Origin of the sequence: Aliiglaciecola sp. 2_MG-2023, assembly GCF_030548145.1 — a bacterium.
Lineage (GTDB): Bacteria > Pseudomonadota > Gammaproteobacteria > Enterobacterales > Alteromonadaceae > Aliiglaciecola > Aliiglaciecola lipolytica_A.
The window spans coordinates 22534-47280 of sequence record NZ_JAUORY010000003.1 but is presented as its reverse complement, the minus strand read 5'-3'; the positions used below and the strand labels follow the sequence as shown (position 1 = coordinate 47280).

At 41.2% G+C, this 24747-nt stretch carries 22 protein-coding genes and 1 other RNA gene; 15 read left to right on the top strand and 8 right to left on the bottom strand.

Going from position 1 to position 24747, the window contains the following annotated elements; all coding sequences use genetic code 11:
- Window positions 1–2 precede the first annotated feature (2 nt).
- Window positions 3–1133: a sodium ion-translocating decarboxylase subunit beta gene (locus tag Q4567_RS04035; RefSeq protein ID WP_216050096.1), complete on the top strand. Its 1131-nt coding sequence runs from the start codon at window positions 3–5 to the stop codon at window positions 1131–1133.
- Window positions 1134–1212: 79 nt separating this feature from the next.
- Here Q4567_RS04035 and Q4567_RS04030 read toward each other — a convergent pair whose 3' ends face one another.
- From Q4567_RS04030 to pspF, 6 genes are read right to left on the bottom strand one after another with little or no spacing between them, the layout of a single operon-like run.
- Complete coding sequence (locus Q4567_RS04030) at window positions 1213–1995, bottom strand: ATP-binding cassette domain-containing protein (RefSeq protein ID WP_216050097.1); 783 nt, start codon at window positions 1993–1995, stop codon at window positions 1213–1215.
- On the bottom strand, window positions 1992–2987 hold the full coding sequence (locus tag Q4567_RS04025; RefSeq protein WP_216050098.1) for an oligopeptide/dipeptide ABC transporter ATP-binding protein: 996 nt from the start codon (window positions 2985–2987) through the stop codon (window positions 1992–1994). The genes Q4567_RS04030 and Q4567_RS04025 overlap by 4 nt, the downstream gene beginning before the upstream one ends.
- The gene (locus Q4567_RS04020; RefSeq protein WP_303499457.1) at window positions 2987–3880 is read right to left on the bottom strand and encodes an ABC transporter permease subunit; all 894 of its coding nucleotides are present in this window, start codon (window positions 3878–3880) and stop codon (window positions 2987–2989) included. Before Q4567_RS04020 ends, Q4567_RS04025 begins: the two co-directional genes overlap by 1 nt.
- Window positions 3867–4898, bottom strand: a complete 1032-nt coding sequence (locus tag Q4567_RS04015) for an ABC transporter permease (protein WP_303499634.1) — start codon at window positions 4896–4898, stop codon at window positions 3867–3869. Before Q4567_RS04015 ends, Q4567_RS04020 begins: the two co-directional genes overlap by 14 nt.
- Window positions 4898–6526: an ABC transporter substrate-binding protein SapA gene (gene sapA, locus Q4567_RS04010; RefSeq protein WP_303499633.1), complete on the bottom strand. Its 1629-nt coding sequence runs from the start codon at window positions 6524–6526 to the stop codon at window positions 4898–4900. Before sapA ends, Q4567_RS04015 begins: the two co-directional genes overlap by 1 nt.
- A gap of 4 nt (window positions 6527–6530) precedes the next feature.
- Window positions 6531–7634, bottom strand: a complete 1104-nt coding sequence (gene pspF, locus Q4567_RS04005) for a phage shock protein operon transcriptional activator (protein ID WP_216050100.1) — start codon at window positions 7632–7634, stop codon at window positions 6531–6533.
- A 316-nt stretch (window positions 7635–7950) separates the two neighbouring features.
- Between pspF and pspA the strand changes: the two genes are divergently transcribed.
- The 11 genes from pspA to maiA all read left to right on the top strand — a co-directional run bounded on the left by pspA (window position 7951) and on the right by maiA (window position 19050).
- Entirely contained in the window at window positions 7951–8628 is a 678-nt protein-coding gene (gene pspA, locus Q4567_RS04000) for a phage shock protein PspA (RefSeq protein WP_303499456.1), read from the top strand.
- A gap of 27 nt (window positions 8629–8655) precedes the next feature.
- Window positions 8656–8895: an envelope stress response membrane protein PspB gene (gene pspB / locus Q4567_RS03995; protein ID WP_216050102.1), complete on the top strand. Its 240-nt coding sequence runs from the start codon at window positions 8656–8658 to the stop codon at window positions 8893–8895.
- A complete protein-coding gene (gene pspC, locus Q4567_RS03990; protein ID WP_216050103.1) occupies window positions 8892–9344 on the top strand; it encodes an envelope stress response membrane protein PspC in 453 nt (150 codons plus the stop codon). The genes pspB and pspC overlap by 4 nt, the downstream gene beginning before the upstream one ends.
- Window positions 9345–9603: 259 nt before the next feature.
- A complete protein-coding gene (locus Q4567_RS03985) occupies window positions 9604–11037 on the top strand; it encodes a YcjX family protein (protein WP_303499454.1) in 1434 nt (477 codons plus the stop codon).
- Between the two features lie 4 nt (window positions 11038–11041).
- A complete protein-coding gene (locus Q4567_RS03980) occupies window positions 11042–12094 on the top strand; it encodes a YcjF family protein (protein ID WP_303499453.1) in 1053 nt (350 codons plus the stop codon).
- Between the two features lie 213 nt (window positions 12095–12307).
- Window positions 12308–13108: a phenylalanine 4-monooxygenase gene (gene phhA / locus Q4567_RS03975; protein ID WP_303499452.1), complete on the top strand. Its 801-nt coding sequence runs from the start codon at window positions 12308–12310 to the stop codon at window positions 13106–13108.
- Between the two features lie 204 nt (window positions 13109–13312).
- Window positions 13313–14869 carry a transcriptional regulator TyrR gene (tyrR, locus tag Q4567_RS03970; protein ID WP_216050107.1) on the top strand — a complete coding sequence of 519 codons (1557 nt, stop codon included), beginning with the start codon at window positions 13313–13315 and terminating at the stop codon, window positions 14867–14869.
- Window positions 14870–15075: 206 nt separating this feature from the next.
- Complete coding sequence (gene hppD, locus Q4567_RS03965) at window positions 15076–16173, top strand: 4-hydroxyphenylpyruvate dioxygenase (RefSeq protein WP_216050108.1); 1098 nt, start codon at window positions 15076–15078, stop codon at window positions 16171–16173.
- Window positions 16166–17308 (top strand): homogentisate 1,2-dioxygenase, encoded by a 1143-nt coding sequence (locus Q4567_RS03960; protein ID WP_303499451.1) that lies wholly within the window; start codon window positions 16166–16168, stop codon window positions 17306–17308. The genes hppD and Q4567_RS03960 overlap by 8 nt, the downstream gene beginning before the upstream one ends.
- A 19-nt stretch (window positions 17309–17327) precedes the next feature.
- Window positions 17328–18347, top strand: coding sequence for a fumarylacetoacetate hydrolase family protein (locus tag Q4567_RS03955; RefSeq protein WP_303499449.1), 1020 nt, complete (start codon window positions 17328–17330; stop codon window positions 18345–18347).
- A gap of 49 nt (window positions 18348–18396) precedes the next feature.
- Window positions 18397–19050 carry a maleylacetoacetate isomerase gene (gene maiA, locus Q4567_RS03950; RefSeq protein WP_216050111.1) on the top strand — a complete coding sequence of 218 codons (654 nt, stop codon included), beginning with the start codon at window positions 18397–18399 and terminating at the stop codon, window positions 19048–19050.
- Window positions 19051–19057: 7 nt separating this feature from the next.
- Here the strand turns inward: maiA and Q4567_RS03945 are convergent, their stop codons facing one another.
- The gene (locus Q4567_RS03945) at window positions 19058–19525 is read right to left on the bottom strand and encodes an Lrp/AsnC family transcriptional regulator (RefSeq protein ID WP_216050112.1); all 468 of its coding nucleotides are present in this window, start codon (window positions 19523–19525) and stop codon (window positions 19058–19060) included.
- Window positions 19526–19747: 222 nt separating this feature from the next.
- On the opposite strand from Q4567_RS03945, the gene Q4567_RS03940 reads away from it, so the two are divergent.
- Together Q4567_RS03940 and ffs are read left to right on the top strand one after the other, a co-directional pair.
- The gene (locus Q4567_RS03940; RefSeq protein ID WP_216050113.1) at window positions 19748–20800 is read left to right on the top strand and encodes a Glu/Leu/Phe/Val dehydrogenase dimerization domain-containing protein; all 1053 of its coding nucleotides are present in this window, start codon (window positions 19748–19750) and stop codon (window positions 20798–20800) included.
- 176 nt (window positions 20801–20976) lie between these two features.
- Window positions 20977–21073: signal recognition particle sRNA small type (gene ffs, locus Q4567_RS03935), an RNA gene on the top strand.
- Between the two features lie 40 nt (window positions 21074–21113).
- On the opposite strand, the gene Q4567_RS03930 is transcribed toward ffs, so the two are convergent.
- Window positions 21114–21386, bottom strand: coding sequence for a late competence development ComFB family protein (locus tag Q4567_RS03930; protein WP_216050114.1), 273 nt, complete (start codon window positions 21384–21386; stop codon window positions 21114–21116).
- Window positions 21387–22050: 664 nt separating this feature from the next.
- Between Q4567_RS03930 and Q4567_RS03925 the strand changes: the two genes are divergently transcribed.
- Window positions 22051–24663 carry a TonB-dependent receptor gene (locus tag Q4567_RS03925; RefSeq protein WP_303499448.1) on the top strand — a complete coding sequence of 871 codons (2613 nt, stop codon included), beginning with the start codon at window positions 22051–22053 and terminating at the stop codon, window positions 24661–24663.
- Window positions 24664–24747: the final 84 nt, after the last annotated feature.

Here is a 24747-nt window from a genome sequence, read left to right as displayed (position 1 = left end):
TCATGGAGAAGTTAGAAATCCTATGGCAAAGCACCGCGCTGGCACACTTCCAGGCTGGTCAAGTGATCATGATGGTTGTTGGCCTGTTGTTACTATATTTGGCCATCGTTAAGAAATTTGAACCGCTATTATTGTTGCCCATTGGTTTTGGTGCGTTATTGACCAATATTCCATTGGCTGGTTTTAGCGAAATGGGTGGTTTACTGCATTACATTTATGCCGTTGGAATTGATACAGGGGTGTTCCCTCTGCTCATTTTCATGGGAGTAGGTGCAATGACTGATTTCAGCGCGCTTATTGCTAACCCACGGATGTTGTTGCTTGGCGCCGCTGCACAGTTCGGTATATTTGCCACCTTGTTAGGGGCGATTTTACTAAATTTTGTTCCAGGTCTTGAATTTACCTTAAAAGATGCTGCAGCGATTGCCATAATCGGTGGCGCGGATGGCCCAACGGCAATTTTCTTAGCATCGAAATTAGCCCCTGAATTATTAGGCACTATCGCTGTTGCTGCTTATTCTTACATGGCATTGGTACCTATTATTCAGCCACCAATAATGAAAGCGTTAACGACCCCTGAAGAACGAAAAATTCAAATGGGTCAGTTGCGTATAGTGTCTAAACGAGAAAAAATCGTTTTTCCATTAGCTGTGTTGCTGATGACTATCCTGTTTTTGCCGACGGCAACGCCGCTAGTAGGTATGTTTTGTTTGGGTAACTTAATGAAAGAGTGTGGTGTGGTGGATCGTTTGAGCAATACTGCGCAAAACGAGCTTATTAATATCGTCACTATCTTCTTAGGTTTGGCTGTTGGTTCGAAGTTGTCTGCTGATAAATTTTTGAAAGCAGAAACATTGGGTATACTTGCATTGGGTGCTGTGGCATTTGCTATAGGAACAGCCACAGGCGTTCTAATGGCGAAACTGATGAATAAGTATAGCAAAGCAGATATCAATCCTTTAATCGGCGCAGCCGGCGTGTCAGCCGTTCCTATGGCCGCAAGGGTAGTAAACAAAGTTGGGTTGCAAGCCAACCCCCATAACTTCTTACTGATGCATGCAATGGGACCTAATGTGGCAGGAGTATTGGGCTCAGCAGTAGCGGCCGGTATCTTGTTAGCCTTAGTGGGTTAGATTATCGCTTCAGCGAGAAAGTAAAAAGTTAAAACAAACCCGTTGAGGTTCACTCTCTCCGGGTTTTTTTATGTTCAAATTAATTTGGGGTAATAAGTGATAGGTGGGATTTAACTAACTTTTCGGTGTACTCACTTTTTGGCCAATTGAATACCACGTCAGTTTTACCTGTCTCCACTAAGTTTCCGTTTTGCAGAATTAATACCCGATCACTGATGTGCCTGATAATCCCTAAATTATGAGAAATAAATATAAATCCTAAACCAAGGTCCTTTTGTAGTTTCATAATCAAGTTTATGGTCTGCGAGCGAACCGAGGGATCTAATGCAGCAAAAGGTTCATCAGCAACAATAACTTGTGGATCGAGAATAAGCGCTTTGGCTAAGGCTAAACGTTGTCGTTGACCATCAGATAACATGTGTCGATAAAAAAACATGTGATCGGGCAACAACCCTACTAATTTTAAGGTTTGCTCTATTTTCTTTAACCGTTCAGTTGAACTTAATTGGGTGTTAAGGATTAAAGGGCCTTCCAAAATTTTGGCGATATTAATACCAGGATTTAGCGACTCATTACTGTGTTGAAAAATCATTCGAATATTAAGACAGCGTTGTCGTAAATTATGTGGCGATAACTTTTGACCATTTAAAAATATATTGCCTCCAGTTGGTATCTCAGCGCCAACCAAAAGTTTTCCTAACAAGGATTTTCCGGAGCCATTTTCCCCCAAAATTGCTAAGGTTTCGCCACTGTTCAATTCGAAACTCACTTTACTTAGCGTGAATCCAGAGCGCTTCTTAAACAGACTCCTAGTCGGTTTTTGGGTGTACTCGAGGTTTTCAACCTTTAATAAAGCCGTCATTCTTTTTCTCGTATTAAGGGAAAGTGGCAACTATAGAAATGATCTTGTACATATCTAAGTTCAGGCACCTTAACACATTCCCTTTGTGCACGAGGGCAGCGAGGACCTAGTCGACAGCCTATGGGTAAATGTTGCAATGTGGGAATGGTGCCATCGAGGGTGGATAGCGGCGATTTAGGCGGCAAATCCTTCCTGAAACTAGGGGCACTGTCTAATAGCGCTTTGGTATAAGGATGCAACGGGCGTTTGCGTAGTTGCGCCATTTTTCCATCCTCTACCGTTTGACCACAATATAAAACGGTCATCTTGTTTGCCATACTCGATATTGCGATCAAATCGTGGCTAACAAATAAAATGCTCAAATTACGTGTCTTATTAAGTTGCGACAACAGTTTTAATATCTGTATTTTGGTCGTAATCTCCATGCCACGGGTAGGATCGTCGGCAATCAACAGTTGCGGTGAAGAGACCAAAGCACATGCGATTAAAAATTTCTGACCAATATCATCGGCAATTTGATTGGGGTAGGCTTGTAAATACTTTTTATGATCTTTAATACCGACTTTGTGTAATAGTTTGATGGCTATCTGAAGTCGTTGTTTGCTCCTTTGCCAAAACCATTTCCCTTTCAAAATATGTCCAGGAATACTTTCCATTAACTGCTCACCAAGGGTGGATGAGGGGTCTAATGATGCAATCGGATTTTGAAAAATAACGGCAATTTCACTGCGCATTATTTTGCGTCGTTCGGCTTGGCTAATTTTTAATAAATCTCGACCTTTCCAAGTGAGCCTATCTGCGGTTAATCGCCAGTTTTCAGGAATCGCCCCAACAACGGCTCTGACGATTAAACTCTTACCTGAGCCGGACTCACCCACTAAAGCGCGTATCTCGCCTTCTTCAATGCGTAAGTTCACTTTATCCAAGGCTTTCATCCAGCCCGTTGAACCGTTGATTTCAAGGGTTAGATTTTTAATATCTAGCAATGCCATTAACGTTGCAGCCTATTTCGAAGTGCTGAGCGAAGACCGTCACCCACCACATTTACTGACAACACCATTAAAAATATTGCACTTCCTGGTAGTGCGATGCTCCATGGCGATTTGTAAGCAACTCGCAGCCCTTCAGAGAGCATAGTGCCTAGCTCAGGGGCTGGCGCTTGCGCCCCCAACCCTAAAAATCCTAAGGCGCTAATATCCAAAATTGCGATAGACAATGCCATTGTGCCTTGTACAACTAACATTTCGTACATATTCGGCAAAATACAATAGAAAAACAGGTAGGTATTTTTAGCACCGTCTAATTTAGAAGCCAATATATATTCTTTGGCCATTTCGGTTCTGACGACTTCTCGCGTGTTATGCACAAACTGGGGGATGAGTGCCAAACTTATTGCCCACATACTGTTGACCAAACCAACACCTAAAATACCAACAATGACGATGGCAATAAGCAAGGTTGGTATTGCTAAAATTGAGTCCAATAAATGATTTAATACGCTAGACCGTACGCCGTGAGTTATGCCCGCAAATGCCCCTAATGCTACGCCAACTAGCATAGCCAATAGAACCAATAATAAGCTTATCCCAAGGGTCATTCTACAACCATAGATTAACCGCGAGAGTAGATCCCGTCCTATGCTATCGGTTCCAAATAAATGTCGAATTGAACCGTTTACATCCCACGATGGTTTAACCAGAAAGGCATTGGGGTTTTGTAGCAAAGGATCAAATGGCGCGATGAGCGGGCCGAACACTACGAGGAATATAAAAAATCCCAATATCCATAAGCCCAAGACGGCAATATGGCTTTTGCGAAATTCCCACCAAGTATGTATCAATGGTGAAGGATGGAATTCTTCCTGATAAATATCAAATTTGGGCACGACGTTCTCCCGTTAGTGCTGGGTTAATCAGCTTGGCTAACAAGTCGGTGCAGACTGTTAAAATGATAACCATTGTAGATACGGCTAACATACCCGCACGAATCGCAGGGTAATCCCGTTGAAAAATTGCCTGAATTAGCCAGTTTCCAATCCCTGGCCAGGAAAAAATAACTTCGACTATCATGGCATTTGTCAGCAGCACAGCGAATTGCATACCAAACAGTGGGATAATCGGCAGTAGCGCATTTCTGACGCCGTGTCGGAATACCACCTGCCATCCACTTAGTCCTCTAGTGTAGGCGGTTAATATATATTGGCTCGCCATCACATCGATAACCGAACGGCGTGTAATTCGAAATATAATTGATGCGGTTACAATTGTCAGAGACAAGGTTGGTAAAATAAGATGTTGTAGAGCACTGTTAACGGCGGCATTTTTGAATTCAAAATCACTTAATAAAATATCGATAAACATAAAACCAGTTTGATGAGGGATGTCGAAAAGTAAACTAATTCTGCCGGACAGTGGAAACCAGCCAAGTTGCAATGAAAACACCAAGATCATGATGAGTGACAGCCAAAAGACTGGGGTCGAGTAGCCAATAACACTTGCGGCTAATAAGCTGTAATCCGATAGCTTGTAATGCTGAAAGCCTGCCAGAAAACCCAAAGGCACACCGATTAGTAAAGAGAGCAACAAAGCGTAAGCGCTTAGTTCCATACTCGCGGGTAAAGTTTGTGATATTTCCATCCAAAGTGGATTACCAGAGCTAAAACTTAGCCCCCATTGACCTTCTAATAGATTATTTAAATAAAGCCAATATTGATAGACATATGAACGGTCAAAACCATGAAGCTCTATGAGATATTGATGGTTTTCAGGAGAAGAATGTTTTAACCCTGTTAAGTTTACGATTGGGTCGCCAGGAAATAAATAAACTAACGCAAAGGATAATACGCTTAGCACAAACAAGGTGAGAATAAGCAAATTAAATTTTCGAATGATTTGCATCAACATCATTGTTTCTCTACGTCCCCAAATCGAATTGCACCAAACGGATTAATCACTAATCCGTTAAGCTCGCGGCGGTGAGCACGATAACGATACGCATGAGCTAAAGGAACTAAAGGTAATTGTTCAGCAATCAATTTATTGGCCAATTTATAATATTCGATACGTTGTGCTATTTCCGAGTATCGTAACGCTTGATTTATCAAGGAATCATATTCCTCAGAACACCACATCGCTCGGTTTGTGCCAGATTCAATGGCCGAACAGGTTAACAGAGGACGGTAAAAGTTATCAGGGTCGCCATTATCTGCTGACCAGCCAATAAGCACAGAGTCGTGCTGCCCTTCTTTTAGTTTTTCACGAAATGTTGTCCACTCATAACTAACAATATTCACTTGAATGCCTACTTGATTGAGGTAATTTTGCATCAATTCAGCCATTTTACGGGCATTTGGGTTGTACGCTCTTTCAACGGGCATTGCCCATATATTCATGGTAAACCCTTCGTCTATGCCGCTTTCTCGTAATAGCTTACGGGCCATTACAGGATTATAGTTGGTTTCACTCACATCAGACTGATACGCCCAAGATGATTCAGGTAACAGACTTTTTGCACTTACGGCGCTACCGTAATAAACCGCTTCAAGTAAGGTATTTTTATCAATCGCCATGGCTAAGGCACGTCTTACTTTTGGGTTATCAAAAGGATATTTCGACGTATTGAACGCCCAAAACCCCACATTGAGGCCAGGCCTGCCATCAAGGGTAAGGTCTGGTCTTTCACGAATGGTATCCAACTCGCTGTGCGCAGGAAATGCGATGGCATCACATTCACCTGTCATGAGTTTAGCTAACCTGAGCGAGCTCGTTGTTGTAATGTCAAAGATAAGTTTGTTCGGTGCGTTTTTATGCTGCCAATAGTCTTCATGCTTGCTATAACGTATGTAATGGTCTTTTTTATACTCTTTAAATCTGAATGGCCCTGTGCCAATCGGATAATTATCAATCCGTTCTTGTTGTTTACTTAAGGTTAACTTTTGTGCGTATTCAGCTGACAGAATAACCGCGAAATCAGTGGCTAAGTTGGCTAAAAAAGAACTGTCAGGGCGGGCTAAGGTAATTTCTACTCGGTAACCATTTATTCGTTTCACATTTGAAATTAAGTCGATGAGTCCAATACTCGTGAAATAAGGATAGTTGCCACCCGATACGTAATGATACGGATGGCTGTCTAGACGCCAGCGGTCAATACTGAAAATAACGTCATCGGCGTTAAAGGTTCGAGTAGGCGTAAAATAATCGGTGTTATGAAACTTTACGCCTCTGCGTAGTTGGAAAGTATATGTCAATCCATCTTGGCTAATTAGCCAACTACTGGCCAATGCGGGCACAATTTTTCCAGATTGTGGGTCAAAATTGAGTAAGCGGTCATATATTTGGTGAGAGGATGCATCAGATGTGGTGCCTGAGGTGTCAAGTTGTGGATTAAAGCTTGTTGGGTTGCCTTCCGAACAATAAATGACACCAGTCACAGAGGAAGTTGCTGTTGTGCCATCAAAACAACCACTAATACTCAGCGCAAGCAGCACTGCTAAGGTGAAGCGAAACAATCGATTGGGAGTTTTAGGATGCATCACCTTAATCTTCTATGTCTTCTGGGGAACTGTCCAATAAATTATATTTTTTTAGATAACCGCGTAATTGATGATAGGTCAAAGATAACTTCTCTGCGGTCTTTTTTTGATTAAATTGACTATCAGATAATGCCTGTTTAATTAAGTCGACCTCAAATTCTTGTGACAGTGTTTTCAAATCAACAGGAAACTGAAAGGCTTTCTGTTTTGCTTTAACAGGTTCGTCCGTATTTGTTGCGCTTTCTGTCGGAGCTGATGGCGTTACTGCTGCTGGTGGCACCACTGCGGTAATCCGGTCTTGGGTTTTAATTCTGCCTTTTGGTCGAAAAACAGACTCAAAGGGATCTAACACGATTTGATGAACTGGCACATGTGGGTTATTGCTTCGATAGACTGCTCGTTCCACAACGTTTTTCAGTTCACGAATGTTGCCCGGCCATTCATATTCGAGCAAAGTGCGTTTGGCTTTCTCAGTAAAGCCACTAAATAACTCCATTTCTAATTCTCGCGCCATATTAATCGCGAAATGTTCGGCCAGCATCATAATATCTTCTAGGCGTTCACGTAATGGAGGGAGGGTAATAACATCGAATGCGAGTCGGTCTAGTAAATCCGGTCTAAACTCACCTGAGGCGGCTAATGAGGGTAAATCTTCATTGGTTGCCGCTACAATTCGCACATCCACCTTTACGGAGCGAGAACCACCAACCCGTTCAAATTCACCATATTCGATAACTCTTAGCAGTTTCTCTTGAATCAGACCTGAAGTGTTGGCCAGCTCGTCTAAGAAAAGGGTGCCATTGTTAGCGACCTCAAAACGACCTTCTCGTCGTTTTTGAGCACCAGTGAACGCGCCAGCTTCGTATCCGAAGAGTTCAGTTTCTAATAAGCTTTCACTTAGCGCTGCGCAATTGAGCTTTAAATAATTTTGTTCCCAACGCTTAGACAAATAATGCAGACGAGCTGCCACTAGTTCCTTACCAGTCCCTCTTTCACCAATGATTAGAACAGGTTTGTTCAAAGGCGCAATTTGAGATATTTGTTCAAGCACTTCAAGGAAGCTATTGGACTGTCCTAGCAGATTGTCTTGTTGACGAAATCGGCTCATTGACACATTTCCTCTATTTGAAAATTGTAGCTGTTAGACTACTATATTCGACGATGCAATTAACGTTTAAACCTTTACTAAATAGTTAGTTTTAGCTCACGTATTTGTTCATCAAAGTAAAAAGTGGTCGAATTCGCTAATATGTGGTTGATAATCATAATACGCTAAAATCATAAAGTTAAGGAATAAAATTGTTTTTATTTAAAAATCATAAGGTTAAACTGATTTAATTAGTTGGCCCGTATATTGAATAATCAATTACAGCAAATGCCAAAAGCATTTATTTATTCGATAACTTGAAGTAGAGGAAAAGATTATGGGTATCTTCTCGCGTTTTACAGACATCGTGAACTCAAATATTAATTCATTACTTGATAAGGCTGAAGATCCAGAAAAAATGGTTCGCCTCATTATCCAAGAAATGGAAGATACATTAGTCGAGGTGCGTTCTGCCTCAGCTAAGACCTTGGCTAATAAAAAAGATATTAGCTCACAGATAACAAAATTAACCAATGAAGCTGAAGATTGGCAATCTAAAGCTGAACTGGCATTGAGTAAAGATCGTGAAGATCTTGCCAGAGCTGCATTACAAGAAAAGAAAAAGTGTGTTGAACACAGTGATTCTTTAGCTAAGGAATTAGCGCTTATTGATGAACAAATCAGCAAGCTACAGGGCGAAATTGGCCAATTGCAAGATAAGTTAGCCGATGCAAAAGCTCGTCAAAAAACGATTATCATGCGTCAGAAGACAGTGAGCTCTCGTCTTGAAGTGAAACGCACCTTAGATAGCAGCAAAGTTGATGCAGCGATGGGACGTTTCGAACAATACGAGCGTAAAATTGATGATTTGGAATCACAGGTTGATGCCTATGATTTAGGTAAGAAAACTTTAGCTGATGAATTTGCTGATTTAGCATCTGATGATGTGATTGACGATGAACTGGCAGCGCTTAAGAAAAAAGTACAGACTAAAAATAGTAAAGCTAAAAAATAAAAGTAGTGGCCAGGAAGGAGTAACACCGTGGAAGATATATTGATTGTGACGGTAGGCGTACCTACTATTATTTTCATGATAATTGTCGCACCTATTTGGTTGATTCTGCATTACCGAAGTAAAAAGCAGGTCAGCCAAGGGTTATCTGAAGATGAATATAAGTCATTACAGGAATTATCCAACAAGGCTGAAATGATGGCAGATCGTATCCAGACTTTAGAAGCCATTTTGGATGCGGAATCACCAGATTGGAGAAATAAATCATGACACCACGCAAGCAATTACAGCGCGATTCGGAAAATGGAAAAATTGCCGGTGTCTGTGCAGGGATTGCTGAGTACTTTGGAATAGAGACTTGGCTAGTTCGAATTGCTGCAGTCGCCGCCATGTTGTTACTCGCTGGGCCATTTATTCCAGTATTTTACATCGCTGCTTGGTTCATTTTAGATAAAAAAACACCTGAATCTAAACATAGTTCACAAGGCCAACATCACTTTCATGGCAAGTCTGGTGTAAAAGGTTGGCATAACGATATTGATGATGCAGATAAAAAAGTAGCGGTTAAGTCAAAGGTTTGGCAGGCTGGAGAGCCTCCAAAGCAAGCTTTTTATGATATCAAACAGCAATATTTACGAACGGAAGCGCGTTTGAGAAAGATTGAAACCTATGTTACTTCATCTGAATTTCAGTTGAATCGCGAAATTAACAAACTCTAGCGGTTTAATGAGCAATTAAGCTAGTCGTTTTTTCAAACTGCACCTTGTTTAAACCAATGCTTGGTGCAGTTTTATGTAGGTTGGTTTGCTTACTGTTTGGCAAATAACCAGAGTCTGGTAGTTGATCATCCCATTAAAAACCCTTGCATACATCGTGATTAACTTATCAGTCAGATTTTGCTTGTAAATTAAACACAGGTAATATCCTTTTATTGTACTTCGCTCGCTAACCTGTTTTGTCATCTCAGGAGTCATTTGATTGCTATCTAAAATAACCCAAAACTCTTCAGTGCAACGTTTTCAAGATCAAGCCAAAGTGTTGGGGAACCGGCTGATGGATCATCACGTGAGCCTAGCGGTGACGGGCCTGAGTAAAAGTGGTAAAACCGCGTTTATCACTTCTTTGGTAAATCAATTACTGAATGCTCGAGAGTCATCTGATTTGCCGTTTTTCTCGGTGGTATCTGAGAATCGACTAATTGGTGTTAAGCGCGACGTTCAGCCAGATGTAACCGTTGCCCGTTTTGCCTATGAACAGGGGCTAGAAAGCCTAAACAGTGAACCACCAAAGTGGCCAGAATCTACCAATGGAGTGTCTCAGGTGCGGCTGCTAATTAAATATCGCAATCAGTCACGACTGCGCAGATTAGTATCCGAATACAGTACCTTAACATTGGATATTACTGACTATCCCGGAGAATGGCTTCTCGATTTACCGTTATTAGAATTGGATTATGTGCAGTGGTGCCAGAATTTTTGGGACGACTTGCACGATCCAACTAAGAGTTCACTGGCTGAGGATTTTAAATCTGAATTGAATAACTTAGATTTGACTGGGACTGCAGATGAGATGCAAATTCAACATATTTCCAACCTGTTTACCCAGTTTCTTCATGAGTGTAAGGCTCAAGGTTATCAACTTATTCAACCTGGTCGTTTTGTGCTACCGGGCGAGTTAGTGGGGGCGCCTGTGTTGCAGTTCTTTCCGTTAAATCCAGCGCAACTGAAGTTAGCGTCTGACAATCAAGCTAACGGTGAGAACTCTGAATTATTGGATTTGCTGAGCAGCCGTTTTGAACAATATCAGAAAAAAGTCATTCGACCGTTTTACAAAAAGCATTTTAAACGTTTTGATCGACAAATTATTTTGGTCGATTGTTTATCTGCTTTGAATATGGGAGCCCATAGTTTTAATGATTTACGCAAAGCCATCAATTGGTTATTAAGCAGTTTTCACTATGGTACCAGTAATATTTTACAACGAATATTCTCACCTAACATCGACAAACTGATGTTTGCTGCGAGTAAATCAGACCATATAACCCCAGAGCAACAACCTAATTTGGTGATGCTTTTAGAATCGATGATCCATGAGGCTAGACAGCATATTCAATATGAAGGAGTCGCAACCGAATCCACTGCTTTTAGCGCCATACGTACCTCACAAGTAGGCAGTAGCATACTAAATGGAGAGGCTGTTCAAGTGCTTAAAGGCACCACTATTGAAGGTAAAGCAATTACTTTGTTTCCAGGAGAAGTGCCTAAAGAATGCCCTGCACAGTCATTTTGGCAGCATCAAGGTTTTGCTTTTCCGAATTTTCGTCCGATGCCAAAAGGCGACAACAAAAGTGCCTTTCCACATATACGGTTAGACCATGTATTGGAATTTGTGTTAGGTGACAAACTGGAGTGAAGTTATGAGTCAATCAGAACAACCTGCTAAGGACAGTATTCAATCTAGTTTAATACTGACAGAAGAGCAAAATGACGGGGCAGAGCAAGCAACAGTTGAGTCGTCCCATAAAATTAAGCCTGCCACGCTTTTGCAAGCTGATGTGGTTTGGGAGCAAAGCAGCCCCGAAATAGAGCAAACCGATGATTTTGATGATCCTCAAAACCTAAAAACAGCAAAGAGTTCTAAATTATTCTGGTTACTGCTGTTGGCCTTAGGGCTTGGCTGCGCCGAACTCGCTTTGTTCATTCGCGAAGTTTATTTAACTGAAGATTTTTTGTCGGCTATTTGGCTTATTTTGTTTTCGTTGATTGTAGTGATGGCAGCAAAAGAGTTATTTTCCCAATGGCGCGGACTGGCGCACCTCAAACGGCATGATGAATTTAAACAACAAGCACTGCAATTGCTCGCGGCACCAACCATAGGACAGTCAGAAGGATTTTGTGAAAAGCTGATCGCGAATTTGCCTGCAAATGAATATGAAGCGGAAATTGGTCAATGGAAAAGTACCGTACAGGCACATCATGTTGATAGTGAAGTTTTGCAATTATTTGATCAAAAAGTGCTCCAAAAAGTAGACCAAAAAGCCTTAGCTTGCGTGACTAAACATGCTTCTGCTTCGGCCGCTATGATTGCCGTGAGTCCCTTTGCGTTATTAGACATGGCAGTGGTTTTGTGGCGCAATTTAGTCATGCTTAAACAAGTGAGCCAATGTTACGGGATTCAGTTGGGATACTGGGGACGAATTAGTTTGGTTAAACGAGTGTTTAAATCAATGCTAATCGCTGGCGCTGCGGAGATTATAAGTGACGCAGGAAATTATGCACTTGGCGCTGGGGTAACGGGGAAACTATCATCAAGAGTCGCTCAAGGTTTAGGCGCGGGCGTGTTAACCACACGAATTGGAATAAAGGCAATGCATGCATGTCGTCCCTTGCCTTGGATTGCAAGTAAACCTCCTGGGTTGTCAAAACTTACCCAACAATTACTTGCTGACTTGAAAAAGGTAACATCATAAGTTTTTGTATTTAATGGAAAACTCTGTTCTTATGTAAAATTAATGTTACATTTTTTGAAAAACTCTATATACCTCGATTTCTGTTCCTTTAATCTTAATTAAGTAGACTTAAAGACATTGAGATTTAGCAAATTGCACGTTTTTCTTTCATCTAGATTGAAAGAAAAACGAACAGAATAAGACTTTTGCAAGATGGGAAGTCGAGGAATACAAATGCCAAAAACAACTAAATATTCTTCTCGAAGTATGGATCAAAATGGCCTTGTTGACTGGTCACAAAGTGAGAATTTGGTTTGGAGAGACTTATACCAACGACAGATTGCGATTATTCAAAATAGGGCATGTGATGAGTTTATGCAAGGACTTAGTTTACTCGACTTGCCTACCGATAGAGTTCCGCAATTAGGCGAAGTGAATCAGGTTCTAGCAGCCACCACAGGTTGGCAGGTGGAACAGGTTCCGTCACTGATTAACTTTGATGCGTTTTTCACTTTATTAGCCAATAAAAAGTTTCCGGTCGCCACATTTATTCGCAATCGTGAGGATTTTGATTATCTTCAGGAACCGGATATTTTTCACGAAATATTTGGCCATTGCCCATTATTAACCAATCCATCTTTTGCACATTTCACCCATACATATGGAAAGTTGGGGTTGGCAGCGAATAAACAGGATAGAGCATACTTAGCTAGATTATATTGGTTCACCGTTGAGTTTGGTTTGTTGCACACAGCAGACGGGACGCGAATTTATGGGGGAGGGATTTTATCTTCACCTGGTGAAACAATTTATGCCTTAGAAAGTGAGAAACCAATAAGACAAGAGATGGTGCCACTAGAGGCACTGCGCACTCCCTATCGCATTGACATCATGCAACCGGTTTATTTCACATTAAATCACTTTGATCAATTGTTTGAATTAACCCAGCTCGATATTATGGCATTGGTGAATACGGCGAAAAAATTAGGTTTGAAAGCGCCGCTTTTTGAAAGCAAAGATAAGTTAGTTAGTTAACTCTCGAATAGTGTCAGATATACACCTAAGAATTGTTCGATTGGTTGATAACGATACTTTCTATTAAAAATAACGCTTCATGTTAAAACTGGAGCGTTTTTCACCTTTTGTCTTAAATTTAGGTTACCCACCTCACTGAATTTGAAGACAACCCCTATAATTTGTAATAATATCTTTACACCTTTTATTATGGATCGTGACCCCATGCGATTGGAAATTATTTGTCAGGACAGATTGGGCATAGCGCAAGATGTATTAGACATATTAGTTAATTACGAAATTGATTTACGTGGCATTGAAATTGATATTGCGGGAAAAATTTTCTTAAACTTCCCGAATATTAAGTTTGAGGATTTTCAGCAGTTTATGCCAGAAATCCGGCGTATTAAAGGCATTGAAGACGTTAAAACAACGCCTTTCATGCCAATAGAAAGGGAGCAAAATCAGCTTCGCGCATTGCTGCAAACTCTACCCGATCCCATATTTTCTTTAGATACTAGAGGGCGTATTTTGCTGGTTAACGAAGCCGTAACCGCAAGTGTCGAACAAAGCTCTGAAAGTTTATTGGGTGAAGAGATTGGCGAATTTGTGCGTGGTTTTACTTTTCAAAAATGGTTTGAAGGGAATCCTGCTACCGCACAGACCCAGAAAGTTAGTTTTTTAGAACAAGATTTTTTAGCTGATATATTGCCTGTCATGATACCGGATGCTGGTGGCTCGTCTATTTTAGCCGGCGCTTTGCTAATGCTTAAATCTGAATTTAGATTGGAGCAACAACTTACCGTATTCCACCAAATCAGCAATGATAGTTTCGCCTCTGTGCAGGCCAGCAGCAATGTAATGAAAAAGGTCGTCAAAGAAGCCACTCGGATGGCCGAATTAGATGGGCCTATTTTGATTTTCGGCGAAACAGGAACGGGCAAAGAAATGCTAGCAAGAGCCTGCCATGAGGCAAGTCGTCGAGCCAGTGGGCAATTTCTGCCGCTCAATTGTGCATCATTACCGGATAATGTGGCTGAAACAGAGTTATTTGGCTATGCCCCAGGAGAATTTGGTCAAACCGAAGGTAAAGCGGGGATTTTGGAACAAGCCAAAGGTGGAACTCTTTTCTTAGATGAAGTGGGGGATATGTCAGATCACTTACAGTCTAAGTTACTGCGAGTACTGCAAAATGGAACATTTCGCAGGGTTGGAGATAGCAACGAGGTGACAGTTGACGTCAGAATCGTTTGTACAACTCAAAAAGATTTGGCTAAGTTAGTTGAAGAAGGGCAGTTTAGAGAAGACCTCTATTATCGTCTCAATGTGTTGAGTTTAACCGTGCCTTCGTTGCGTGAACGAAAATCCGATATCATTCCCTTAGCTGATCGCTTCATTAAGCAACATTGCATGAAATTGGGTCGTCGAGCGCCTAAATTAAGTAAGTCATGTGTCGATTATTTACAATCTTACTCTTGGCCAGGTAACGTTAGGCAACTTGAAAACGCCCTTTATCGCGCATTGTCTTTGCTGGAAGGTAATGAAATGTGCAAGGAGCATATTCAACTGCCGAGCAGTTCAACAAACCTAAACTTTATCCCTGAAGAGTTCGAAGGCTCGTTGGAAGAAGAAGTGAAGCGATACGAGAAAAGCTTGTTACGACGGCTCTATCCATTTTATCCCAGCACTCGTCAACTTGCTAAAAAGTTAGGTTTGAGCCATACCGCAATTGCAAACAAATTACGCGAATATGGCATCAATAAGAAGACTGTAAAAATTTAGGTACAGTTATTTTTGTACTGTTCATTTTTGTTGACATAAACAGCCGCTTTTTAGCGGCTTTTTAATGCCTGCAGGTAAATGTAAAAATTACGTTACAAATTTTGAGGTTTTCAGTAAAAAACTATTGTAAAGCAGATACTTCTGTTCTGCTAAATAATAGGCTTAAGTATAGACATCTACTTGTTTAACTTTTGCGAGAAATACCTATGACAACAGACATTCATTATAACCCTTTGCATTGTGACGGCTTCGAATTTGTGGAATACACCGCAGCTGATGATAAGGGCATTCAGGATCTTAAAGATTTATTCCTATCGCTGGGTTTTGCAGAAGTTGCACAGCATCGTTCCAAACGTGTTTGGTTGTTCAAACAAGGTGATATCAATTTTATTGTCAATGCAGAGCCCGCGTCGCAAGCAGAGGAATTTGCTCGGTTACGTGGTCCTAGTGTTTGTGGCATGGCATTTCGCGTCAAAGATGCAGGCAAAGCATTGCAGCATGCCGTGAAAAATGGTGCTAAGCAATTTGTTGGTAATTTGGGGGCAATGGAATTAAATATCCCTGCAGTTTATGGGATTGGCGAAAGTACTCTGTACTTTGTCGATCGCTACGGTGATGAGTCAATTTATAACATTGATTTCAAGTTCTATCCGGATTGGCAAGAGCGTATGCAAAGTGCCAATGCTGGTCTAGCTGTACTTGACCATCTTACCCACAACGTTAAACGCGGGAATATGGCGGTTTGGGCGAATTTTTATGAGCGTATAGGTAACTTTAGAGAAATTCGTTATTTTGATATTGAAGGCAAATTGACCGGATTAGTCAGCAAAGCCATGACGTCTCCTTGCGGCAAAATACGTATCCCTATTAACGAATCATCAGATGATAAATCTCAAATTGAAGAGTTCATCCGCGAATACAATGGCGAAGGGATCCAGCATATCGCTTTGTCTACCGAAGATATTTATGAAACCGTGCGAACCTTGAAAGCCCGCGGTCTTAAATTTATGGATACTCCTGATACCTATTATGAGAATGTAAATAACAGAGTAGAGGGGCACGGTGAAGATCTCGCGACCTTGCAAGAGCTGAAAATACTGATCGATGGTGCGCCAATGAAAGATGGGATTTTGTTACAGATTTTTACTGATACTGTGATTGGTCCCGTATTTTTTGAAATTATTCAACGCAAAGGTAATGAAGGTTTCGGGGAAGGCAATTTCAAAGCGTTGTTTGAATCAATTGAACAAGATCAAATTAGACGAGGTGTGATCGAAAATAACGGTGAAAAATCTGATGCGTAAATGGATTCATTTTCCTCGGCAAGAGGGAACTTGCTCGCGCCAAGCCCATGCTGATTTTCCCGAACAAGCTATTTTTGAACGGGAAATTGGCCGCAACGGATTTTTTGGACCTGCCACACATTTGCATCACACCCATGCACCGACCGGTTGGATTGATTGGCAGGGTCCATTGCGGCCAAGGGCGTTTGATTTAAATTTGTTGCAACACAAAAATGTTGAGATGAACGGAAATTCTCCGTGGAGCGCTGCTGAAATATTATTCAATGCCCATTGTCGATATCGTATGTGGCATTGTCACACAGCAATGCAAAAATTAGCCAGAAATGCCGACGGTGATGAATTGTTATTTATTCATCAAGGAGCAGGGCAATTATATTGTGATTATGGACATTTGAGTATAACTCAGGGCGATTACGTGGTCATTCCTCGTGCAACTTTGTGGCGTATTGAACCTGATTCAGATATGCAGATTCTGATGATTGAAGCGACCAACGATAGCTATCAATTGCCTGAAAAAGGCTTGGTTGGTCCCCATGCTATTTTTGACGCTGGGATGTTAGATGTCCCTGCGATAAACCAAAAATTCAAAGCGCAATACAGCGAACAAAGATGGCAAGTGGAAATAAAGCGCCACAATCAAATATCCGAAGTGACTTACCCATTTAACCCCCTCGATGCGGTAGGCTGGCACGGTGATTTGAGCGTAGTGCGCATTAACTGGCGAGATATTCGACCATTAATGAGCCATCGATATCATTTACCGCCTTCGGCCCACACCACCTTTGTTGCAAGTAGGTTTGTTATTTGTACCTTCGTTCCAAGACCAATAGAAAGTGATCCAGGTGCATTGAAAGTGCCGTTCTACCATAACAATGACGACTACGATGAAGTCTTGTTTTATCACCAAGGTGACTTTTTCTCCCGTGACAATATCGAAAAAGGTATGGTGACTTTTCACCCTGCTGGTTTTACTCACGGACCGCATCCCAAAGCATTTGCTGCTGGCAAAGCGCATAAAAAAACCTTCACTGATGAAGTGGCTGTGATGTTAGATACGAGGGACGCTTTGGAAGTTTCGGAAATATCTTCATTGGTTGAAAACCCCGACTATGTAAATAGTTGGCAAGTGAAATAATTATTTAAAAAGGATTGCCATGAAATTAGCAAGTTATAAAAATGCCAGCCGCGACGGTCAACTAGTGGTGGTAAATAAAACGCTAACCCAATGTGTTTTAGTGACTGAAATTGCTAGCACTATGCAACAGGCTTTGGATGATTGGGCGCAGACAAGCGCTAAACTCGAATCAGTATATCAACAATTAAATGCCTCAAAGCTCACAGATACCTTGCCCTTTGACAGTAAAAAATGTGAGTCTCCTCTTCCTAGAGCTTACCAATGGGCAGATGGAAGCGCTTATGTTAATCATGTGGAGTTAGTTCGAAAAGCCAGAGGTGCTGAGATTCCAGAGAGTTTTTGGAATGATCCGCTAATGTATCAAGGTGGCTCTGACGACTTTATTGGCCCAACCGACGATGTTCCATTACCCAGTGATAAATGGGGAATAGACTTTGAAGCTGAGGTGGCAATAGTCACTGATGATGTGCCCATGGGAACACTTCCTGAAAACGCGGGGCAACATATTAAATTAATTATGTTAGTTAATGATGTTTCTCTGCGTGGGTTAATTCCTGGCGAGTTAGCCAAAGGTTTTGGCTTCTTTCAATCCAAACCTGCTTCTGCTTTTTCGCCTGTGGCCGTTACGCCTGATGAATTGGCTGATAAATGGGTTGATAATAAAGTACATTTGCCACTGATCTCTGAATATAACCACGAACTATTTGGCTGCCCTCAAGCCGGTGTTGATATGACTTTCGACTTTTCCCAGTTAGTTGCCCATGCAGCCAAAAGTCGTAATTTGAGTGCTGGGACTATAATTGGTTCGGGCACAGTCTCTAACAAGCAAGGCACCGAATACGGGACTAGCATTGCTGAAGGTGGTGTGGGCTATTCTTGTATTGCAGAAGTGCGGATGATCGAAACCATTCGAGATGGCGAGCCTAGCACTGAATTTATGAAGTTTGGTGATCACATCAAAATTGAAATGAAAGACGAGCATGGAAACAATATATTCGGCAGCATCGAACAACAAATTGTTGAGGCTGAGTTATGTTAATACCTGAATCTATGACATTTGCATATATCGTTGCTTCGAGGAGAAACAAGTGAGTTTATATTTACATGGTTATTGGCGTTCATCTGCTTCATATAGAGCTCGAATTGCACTTAATATAAAACAACTAGAATATACTTATGTGCCGGTTAACTTAGCAAAAGATGGTGGTTCGCAATTTAGTGAGCAATACACAGCTCTCAATCCAGCCCAGTTGGTTCCAACTTTTGTAGACGACGATGAAGATATTTTTCTCAATCAATCGATGGCGATTATTGAATATATCGATGAACGTTATGAAGAGCCGGTAAAATTAGTACCTATTCATCGTTTAGACAGGGCGAGAGTGCGCGCATTTGCTCAGGATATTGCTTGTGATGTGCAACCGGTTACTAACCTGCGAATATTGCGCCACCTGAAAACAACTTTTCAAGCTAATGATAAAGACACGGCAAAATGGTGTAAACATTGGATTGAAACGGGTTTCAAAGGAATTGAAAAAAGACTGACGAATACCGTTGCTGATTATTGTTTTGGATTCGATCTGAGCATGGCTGATGTATTTTTAATTCCTCAGGTTTACAACGCTGAACGATATGGTGTAGACATGAATCAGTTCCCTTTGATTCAGCGTGTCGCTAACAATTGTAACCAACTACAGGCATTTATCGATGCCAAACCTGAAAACCAGGTTGATGCTATGTAAGTTGAACTTATATGTTTTTAATTGGTAGCTCTGTGGTGTTCTTAACCTGTTTGAGGGCAAACGTAGAGCTAAGATGATCAACTAAAGGCAAGTTAGTGAGCTTACTTTTGAGTAAATGTTCATATTCTTCAATACTCTCAACAATGACTTTTAATAAATAATCTTTGTCACCACTGGTGGTGTGACATTCAACAATTTCATCGATGCTTTGCACTGAAGCTTCAAATTCGTTGAGGGACTCACCATCGTGATTTTTCAAGGTCACATAAATAAATACGGATACCCCAAGGTTGAGTTTTTTGTTATCTAAGATAGTAACTTTCTGCTTGATAATACCATCGGCTTCCATGCGTTTTACGCGACGCCAACAAGGCGTGTGAGACAGGCCTACTTTTTGGCTCAATTCGGCCATAGATACAGTGGCGTCTTTTTGTAAAACTCGTAGAATTTCACGGTCAAATTTATCAAACTTCATAAGGTGGTCTTGTCAAAAGTGGATTATTTTATTTAATAGTGGAGCATGCGCAAAATCTCTATCTTTTTCAAGAGAAGATACTAGGATAATTATCCTAAATGTTGGAATCCAATCGTTACAGGATTGCGTCTTTTCTGTCAGTGTAAAAATCTTAGCAAAACATATCCTCAGCACGTTGCGCTACTATACTGAAAAATAACAATCTATTTATAGGGTTTCACAATGTCAGTGTTCGATCACTTAGAATTTGATGGCCATGAACAAGTGGCGTTTTTTAAAGACAAAAAAACCGGTTTGCAGGCAATTATTGCGGTGCATAATACAAACCTTGGTCCGTCTCTAGGTGGTTGCAGAATGTGGCCTTATGCAAGCAGTGAAGAAGCACTCAATGATGTACTGAGATTATCAAAAGGGATGACCTATAAGGCAGCCATGGCGCAATTAAAGTTGGGCGGTGGCAAAGCGGTCATCATAGGTGATCCCCGAAAACAAAAAAGTCCCGAGCTGATGGCGGCTATGGGAACCTTTGTTGAGCAAATGGGCGGACGTTACATCACTGCTGAAGATTCTGGTATTGCGGTATCTGACATTAAGATCATGGCTGAAAATACGGCTCATGTGTCTGGAATTCAAGCAAAGTACCGTGTTGACGGTGGTGAAGCCGATGGTAACCCAGCGCCTTCTACAGCTTACGGTGTGTTTAAAGGTTTGGAAGCGTCAGTTAAATATGCGTTAGGTTCGGATTTAAAAGGGGTAAAAGTAGCAGTTCAGGGGATGGGACATGTGGGTTTTCGTTTAGCTGAGCATCTATATCAGCATGGCGCAGAACTCTATGTGACGGATATCTATCCTGATAATGTTAATTTGGCCGTTGAAAAGTTTGCAGCAACAGCGGTTAGTCCGGATGACATTTTTGATCTTGATGTGGATGTTTATGCGCCTTGTGCCATGGGAGCATCTGTCAATCAACAAACCTTGAACAGAATAAAAGCGAAAGTCATTGCTGGTGCGGCAAATAATCAATTGGCGCGGGAGTCGATGGGGGAGCTATTGCGTGAAAAAGGCGTGCTCTATGCCCCTGATTACGTTATTAATGCTGGTGGTGTTATCGACATTTACCACCAACGTATGCTCAGCACTGCAGAAGCGATGCGCAGCCACATTGAAGGTATAGCTGATACGTTAACGCAAATATATGAACGCGCGGAAGCAGAACAGCAACCAACCAATGTGATTTCTAATCGGATGGCTGAAGAACGCTTTCTATCAGAATAATCAATTGCACAGTGCGCAATGTGGCTTTTGCTAACTTGTAGGATGAAAATTCAGCAACTAGTTGTAAGTAGGTGAATTCAACCTTGCATATTAATACGGCTTTGGTCATAATGCGCGCCGATTCAATGACTCTTAATTCTTATTAAGGTTACTGAATTCGAGTTTCTATGGTGGCCTTTTGGTCCTTCCGCAATGATACTCTGTGAAATCGGTCAGGCCCGGAAGGGAGCAGCCGTAGCAGACGACTCATGTGCCGGAATGTGGCTGAGGGGCCGCCACCCAACTTTCCCCCTTCTTTTATTTAGTCCAAGCATTAAGACTTTTCTGGTTTAGGATTATCTAAGTAGCTCATTGCTTTAGATACCGCATTAACTACATTCATTTCCATTTGCTGACGTTCATTTTGTGGAAGATAAAAAGACATGTCTACGTCGAAACGTATGTATCTTGGTGGAAGTTGATTCAGCGCTAGGCAACATAAGTCAGCTATATAGTCTGAGGATTTGTTGGACGTTAGATCCATTGATTCGATTCTTTCTAAAATAAGATGTTCATAATAATTATGGATGTCATCATCTAGTTTCATTATTGCTTGTTCTCACCTAAATATCCTATGAAGCTCTAGCTTAGTTGAATCAATTAATATTACCAACCGCTTTTCTTCTAACACAGTGGTGTGAACAAATAATAATCAATATCAATAATCAGCTGAATTAGCCTGTCCAAATCAGTAAAAAATAAATTTTGATGAGCAAACCTGCTGTTAACACGCTTTTAACACCCGTTTAATCTTATATAAATAAGGGGCGATTAATAATATCTGAGTATTGAAATTGACCTATTTCAAATTAAAAAACACTTAAAAAAGCCCCGCTTGCAAAATCTGGAAATAAAATTATTTTATATAATATCAAGGGTTTACGTTGTTCAGTTGTCGGCTTTTACTATTGGGGTGGTGGCTTGGTTATATAGGTAGGTACTTAATAAATTGAATAGAATTCTATTTGAAATACTTGGTTGTTATTAAATCAAGTAAATATTTTCAAATTAACCACTATTGAAAGCGTAAACTTTTAGTTACTTATTCCCTTATGAAATATATTGAACTTTTATGTAATAGGCTAATACAACGAGTTGACCACAGCACTATGATGTGTTTATTATTCAATGCGAGGTTCACTACCTTACTAATAAAAAGTCGCATAAGCGACAAAACTAACACTATATAATAGTGGTCCAGGGAGACATACATGTATACAAATTCAAAGTTAACGAAGTCAATTCGTCTAGCTCTAGCTGTCGGTGCTGCTTCTACTGCAGTATTGGCTCCTGCAACAGCTGTTGCACAAGATTCAGCTGGCGTAGAGAAAATCTCTGTAACCGGTTCACGTATCCAACGTTCTGACCTTGAAGGCGCATCTCCAGTAATTTCTATCAGCGCAGCTGATATTAAATTAGAAGGTGATTTCTCAGTTGCTGATGCACTTCGTAGCAGTTCTTTGAACTCGTTCGGTTCTTTCTCGGAGCGTTCAGGTAGTTCTGCACAGTCTCAAGCAACGATTAACCTTCGTGGTGCTGGTTCTCAACGTACACTCGTTCTATTGAACGGTCGTCGTTTCCCAGGTTCACCTACGCTAGGTGGTGCTTCTGCTAACCTTAACGCCATTCCTTTTGCTGCTGTAGAGCGTATTGATATCATGACTGAAGGTGGTTCTTCTGTTTATGGTTCTGATGCGATGGCTGGTGTTGTTAACGTTATCCTTAAAGATAACTACGAAGGTTTGACTTTCTCTGGTGGTTTAGGTCACCGTGATAACGACGAAGGTACAACTTCTAAAGAATTCTCAATCGTAGGCGGTGTGTCTAACGATAAAGGTAACATCACCTTTGCATTCGATCACCAAGAGCGTAAAGGTATTTCTGACGGTGCTCGTGACTATACTGCTGCAAGCATGACTGATTTTAACGGCGACGGCGAAATCCAAGCATATGACGAAACCTCTGGTTGGTCTATCTATGGTGCAACTGTTGCTGATCCAACTTTCACCGACGCACAAGCTTCTCCTTTGTGTGGTGACTTGGAAGCTGAATATGGTTCAGATACTTTCCAAACAGTTGCAGCTGACAATGACTGGGGTAACCCAGGTTCAACGTACTGTATGTATGCATTCGCTAACGTTTCATACAACACAGCATCAGTTGACCGTAATACATTATACGTAAATGCTAACTATGAAGTTGCTGAAGACGTAGAATGGTTTGGTCAAGCAATGTTTGTTCAAAACAGTTCATTTGGTCGTTATGCTCCTCCTGCTGCTCCTTGGGTTAACATGAGTGCGGATAACGAAAATAACCCTTACGGTGTTGACGGTGCATACGGTTTCTTCCGTTGGGTTGGTATTGGTACTCGTGACGGTAACGTAGACGACTACAACCAAGATTATACTACTGGTTTCCGTGGTAATTTAGATTGGAACGATGCTTCTTGGGAAGTTTACTACCATACTAACATCGCTGATAACAAATCAGTGGGTGAATACTACTTAAGTTACGGTGGTTTAGCCTATAACGAAGCCAATGGCATTGACCTAGGTTCTGATGAAGGTATTGCAAATATGAAAGCAACTACTCTTCAAAACTCTGGCTCAACCTTAGACCAATACTTCGCTGGTATCGGCTTCGAAATGTTCGAGTTAGGTGGCGGTATGGCTGCACACTATTTTGGTGCTGAATACTTCGAGCAAACTTACGAAGATATCTATGACGGTCAGTCAGAAACTGGCTTAATCGGTGGTTCTGCTGGTAACAGCGCGGAAGGTATGCGTGATGTTACAGCATTCTTCTTCGAATCTTCTCTACCTGTTACTGATGACTTAGAAGTGAACATTGCTGTTCGTTACGATGATTACTCAGACTTCGGTGACAACGTTTCTCCAGCTGTTAAAGCTCGTTGGGAAGTGGCTGACGGTGTTGTACTTCGTGCATCATACTCAGAATCGTTCCGTGCTCCAGGTTTGGATGAATTGAATGCAGCGACTACTTTCTCTGCTGAAGGCGCAATCGATTATGCTTCTGGTTCTACGAACGAAAGACAGTATGACACTTACTACAAATCAAACCCTAACTTAGGTCCAGAAGAATCTGATTACACTAACTTAGGTGTAGTTTGGGATGTGACTGACGAGTTTGGTATTAAAGTTGATTACTTCAAACTTTCTATCGATAACGTAATCCAAACTAAAACAGTACAATCTCTATTGTCTGACGAAGCTGCTGGTATCATCACAGCTAAAGCTCCTGGTTCTGATGTATCAGATGATACATTCTACCTAATTCGTGCTTCATCTGGCACATTGCTAGAAGCAGGTACTGGTTACTTCAACGGTATTGGTTTCGAAATTGAAGGTATCGATTTAACCTTTACCGGAATGCTTGAAACTGAAGTGGGTGACTTCCGCCTATCTAACACTAACAGCTTCATCTTGTCTTATGACGAAGAAGAAGGTGGCGCGATTGTTGATACTTCAGGTTGGTCTGGTCAGCCTGAGTTTAAATCAGTTGCTACATTATCTTGGGCATTGTCTGACCACCTAGTGGCTTGGAACATGACCTACACTGACAGCACTTCAGAAAATGAAGTATTGACTGACGGTGTTTGGGTTCAGTCTGGTAAGCTAGATAGCTGGTTAATCCATAACCTTACTTATACCTATAATGCTGGTAAGTACGGTGCTCTTACTTTAACTGTTAACAACCTAACTGACGAAGATCCAGTGTTGTCTTCTACTGGTACTTGGGATGACCAAGACTTGTATAACAACTTTGGTCGTGATTACCGTATAAACTACACAATTAGTTTCTAATACGATAATTAACAATACGTTAGTTAAACAACGTTAATAGCAAAAGGCCGATTTATATCGGCCTTTTTTATTGAACTTTTATAG

Excerpts from the sequence above, each read along its gene's own strand:
- pspA (WP_303499456.1), top strand. The coding sequence starts at position 7,951 with ATGGGTATCTTCTCGCGTTTTACAGACATCGTGAACTCAAATATTAAT.
- hppD (WP_216050108.1), top strand. The coding sequence starts at position 15,076 with ATGACAACAGACATTCATTATAACCCTTTGCATTGTGACGGCTTCGAA.
- pspC (WP_216050103.1), top strand. The coding sequence starts at position 8,892 with ATGACACCACGCAAGCAATTACAGCGCGATTCGGAAAATGGAAAAATT.
- Q4567_RS04025 (WP_216050098.1), bottom strand. The coding sequence starts at position 2,987 with ATGGCATTGCTAGATATTAAAAATCTAACCCTTGAAATCAACGGTTCA.
- sapA (WP_303499633.1), bottom strand. The coding sequence starts at position 6,526 with ATGCATCCTAAAACTCCCAATCGATTGTTTCGCTTCACCTTAGCAGTG.
- phhA (WP_303499452.1), top strand. The coding sequence starts at position 12,308 with ATGCCAAAAACAACTAAATATTCTTCTCGAAGTATGGATCAAAATGGC.
- Q4567_RS03980 (WP_303499453.1), top strand. The coding sequence starts at position 11,042 with ATGAGTCAATCAGAACAACCTGCTAAGGACAGTATTCAATCTAGTTTA.
- Q4567_RS03940 (WP_216050113.1), top strand. The coding sequence starts at position 19,748 with ATGTCAGTGTTCGATCACTTAGAATTTGATGGCCATGAACAAGTGGCG.
- Q4567_RS04030 (WP_216050097.1), bottom strand. The coding sequence starts at position 1,995 with ATGACGGCTTTATTAAAGGTTGAAAACCTCGAGTACACCCAAAAACCG.
- Q4567_RS03930 (WP_216050114.1), bottom strand. The coding sequence starts at position 21,386 with ATGAAACTAGATGATGACATCCATAATTATTATGAACATCTTATTTTA.
- tyrR (WP_216050107.1), top strand. The coding sequence starts at position 13,313 with ATGCGATTGGAAATTATTTGTCAGGACAGATTGGGCATAGCGCAAGAT.
- Q4567_RS03960 (WP_303499451.1), top strand. The coding sequence starts at position 16,166 with ATGCGTAAATGGATTCATTTTCCTCGGCAAGAGGGAACTTGCTCGCGC.
- Q4567_RS03945 (WP_216050112.1), bottom strand. The coding sequence starts at position 19,525 with ATGAAGTTTGATAAATTTGACCGTGAAATTCTACGAGTTTTACAAAAA.
- pspF (WP_216050100.1), bottom strand. The coding sequence starts at position 7,634 with ATGAGCCGATTTCGTCAACAAGACAATCTGCTAGGACAGTCCAATAGC.
- Q4567_RS03925 (WP_303499448.1), top strand. The coding sequence starts at position 22,051 with ATGTATACAAATTCAAAGTTAACGAAGTCAATTCGTCTAGCTCTAGCT.
- Q4567_RS03955 (WP_303499449.1), top strand. The coding sequence starts at position 17,328 with ATGAAATTAGCAAGTTATAAAAATGCCAGCCGCGACGGTCAACTAGTG.
- Q4567_RS04035 (WP_216050096.1), top strand. The coding sequence starts at position 3 with ATGGAGAAGTTAGAAATCCTATGGCAAAGCACCGCGCTGGCACACTTC.
- Q4567_RS04015 (WP_303499634.1), bottom strand. The coding sequence starts at position 4,898 with ATGTTGATGCAAATCATTCGAAAATTTAATTTGCTTATTCTCACCTTG.